The 2,637-nt window shown below is 74.3% G+C and carries 2 protein-coding genes; both read left to right on the top strand.

Annotation, left to right across the window (positions count from 1 at the left end):
* The first annotated feature begins 265 nt into the window (after positions 1–265).
* Positions 266–997 carry a class II aldolase/adducin family protein gene (locus ABZ281_RS45430; protein ID WP_356664245.1) on the top strand — a complete coding sequence of 244 codons (732 nt, stop codon included), beginning with the start codon at positions 266–268 and terminating at the stop codon, positions 995–997.
* An 81-nt stretch (positions 998–1,078) separates the two neighbouring features.
* Entirely contained in the window at positions 1,079–2,206 is a 1,128-nt protein-coding gene (locus ABZ281_RS45425) for an alpha/beta fold hydrolase (RefSeq protein ID WP_356664243.1), read from the top strand.
* Positions 2,207–2,637: the final 431 nt, after the last annotated feature.

Here is a 2,637-nt window from a genome sequence, read left to right as displayed (position 1 = left end):
GCGTCTCCCCCCCGCGCACGCCGCCGGTTGGGGGCCGCGGCGGCGGGTCGGTGTGCGGTCACGGGCCATGTGATTCCCCCGGAATGGCGACGTGCACGGCAATCACCCAGAACATACGGGAAAATCATTGAATGCCCGAAGATCTTTGACCAGGGGGATCCGCACGGCCTTCCCTGCCGACGGGCACCCTCGCGGGTGATCGGTTTCCGCACCGAAGTGTCCCCGCCCGGCGGCGCTTTGAGCCCTTCCCTGGCAGGATCGCGGCATGGCTGAGCAGCGAGGCGACGAGCGGGGCACGAGGGACGCACACGAGGGCGCACGAGGCACGGAGGAGTCGCGGCTCAGGCGTGCGCGCCCCGAGGACGCACACGCCTGGGAAGACCTCGTCGCCACGGCACGCCGGACGGTCTCCGACGGACTCGTCGTCGGCACGTCCGGCAACGTCTCGGTGCGCGTGGGGGACACCGTCCTCGTCACGCCGTCGGGCGTCCCCTACGACCGGCTGGCGCCGGACGACGTGACCGGCGTGGACCTCGACGGCCGGCAGGTCCTCGGCACGCTCGTCCCGACCAGCGAACTCCCCATGCACCTCGCGGTCTACCGCACCACCGGCGCCCTGGCCGTCGTCCACACCCACGCCGTCCACGCGACGGCCGTCTCGACGCTCGTGAGCGAGCTCCCGCTGATCCACTACATGGCCGCCGCGCTCGGCGGCCCCGTCCGGGTCGCCCCCTATGCCGCGTACGGCACCGACGAGTTGGCCGAGAACATGCTCCGCGCCCTCGCCGACCGCTCCGGCTGCCTCCTCCGGAACCATGGCACCGTCACCCACGGCGCCACCCTCGCCCAGGCCTACGACCGCACCGCGCAGCTGGAGTGGATGTGCCGTCTGTGGCTCACCGCCTCATCGGTGCCCGGCCTGGCCCCGAGCCTGCTGTCCCCGGAACAGCTGACGGAGGTGGAGGAACGGCTGCGCGGCTACGGCCAGCGGGGCTGAGCCGCCCGCACGGCAGCCGCGGAGTCACCCCGCGGCTGCCTCCCACTGGTCGCCCACGGCATCCGCCAGGACACTGGAGCCGTGCGCACTGTCAAAGCGACGGCCGCTGCCGTCACCGCCGTGATCGGAGCCGGTGCCGCCGCGGTGGCCGCCGGCCGGCTCGCCAGCGACGCCGCGCTCAAGGCGCCCCCCGGCAGGCCCCTGCCCACCGAACCCCGGCTCACGGTGCACGGCACCGCCGCCGGGCAGATCAGCCTCACCCGGGACCTCGCCGCCCTGCGCCCCGGCCGCTACGGCCTCTCCGGCAACGGCTCCCACGCGGTAGTCGGCCCCGTCCTGACCGGCGCCCCGCACCCCGCCGACACCGTCGTGCGCCGCCTGGAGAGCGTCACCCACGGCACGCTGACGTCCGGCGACAAGGTCTGGCTCACACCGAACGTGTACGTCGGCAACCCCGGCGCCGCCCTCGGGCTCGAACACGCCGACGTCGACGTCCCCGGCGAACTCGGCGCCCTGCCCGCGTGGTTCGTGCCGGGCAAGCGGGACACCTGGGTGATCGCCGTGCACGGCCTGGGCACCACCCGGGAACTCGCCATGAACGTCATGGGGTTCCTGCACCGCAGCCACTTCCCGGTGCTCGCCCTCGCATACCGCGGCGACCTGGGCGCACCCTGCCCGCCCGACCGCCTGAACCACCTCGGCGAGACCGAGTGGCGCGACCTCGACGCGGCCATCCGCTACGCCGTGCGCTACGGAGCCCGCCAGGTCGTCCTGCACGGCTGGTCCACCGGCGCCACCATGGCCCTGCGCGCCGCCGCCCACTCGGGACTGCGCGACCGCGTCTCCGGGCTCGTCCTGGACTCCCCGGTGCTCAGCTGGGAGACCACCCTGCGCGCCCTCGCCTCGGCCCGCCGCACCCCGGGGGCGCTGCTGCCCCTGGCGGTCCGCGCCGCCCAGGGCCGCACCGGCCTGACCGGCGACCGCGTCGCGGGCCAGGACCCGGCCGACGGACTGCGCGTCCCGGCGCTCGTCTTCCACGGACCGGGCGACACCGTCGCCCCCTGGCATTTCTCGCGCCGGCTCGCCGACGCCCGGCCGGACATGGTCGCCCTCCGCACCGTCGCCGACGCGCCCCACGGGGCCATGTGGAACGCCGACCCGAAGGCCTACGAGGAGGCGCTCCGCCGCTTCCTCACGCCGCTCATGTGACGCCCCTCACGTGACCCCGCTCCTGCGCACCGCTGCTGCGCGCCCTCTGCCGGTCTGCCGCGTACCCGCCGATGCGCTTCCCCTGCCGACCTCTCACGCACCCCCCGTTCACGTCCCCTTCGCCCTGCCGCAACCACGTGCCGTCCCGCTTCGCACCGACCGGTCGCGACGATTCCGTTTAGTGTCGTACCACTGGCCTGTTCCCGGCCCTGGACCACTCCTGCGAACCGGTGCGTTGGCCATCCCCGTCGCCCGCGGTGACATTCCGTTTGGGTTTTCGGACCGTCAACCGGAAGACTGCCCCCGTGACGTCCCGTATCCCGCGCGACTCCAGGCTTCGACTCGTCCGCCCGCGACCCCTGGCCGCCGCCCCCCAAGCGATGAACCAGCGGCGCTCGCGCCGCCCCGCTCCGCGCCCTCCGGAGGGCACC

Origin of the sequence: Streptomyces sp. NPDC006265, assembly GCF_040613555.1 — a bacterium.
In the GTDB taxonomy this organism is placed as follows: domain Bacteria; phylum Actinomycetota; class Actinomycetes; order Streptomycetales; family Streptomycetaceae; genus Streptomyces.
The sequence above is the reverse complement of the archived record's forward strand: the minus strand, read 5'-3'. Positions and strand labels throughout refer to the sequence as shown.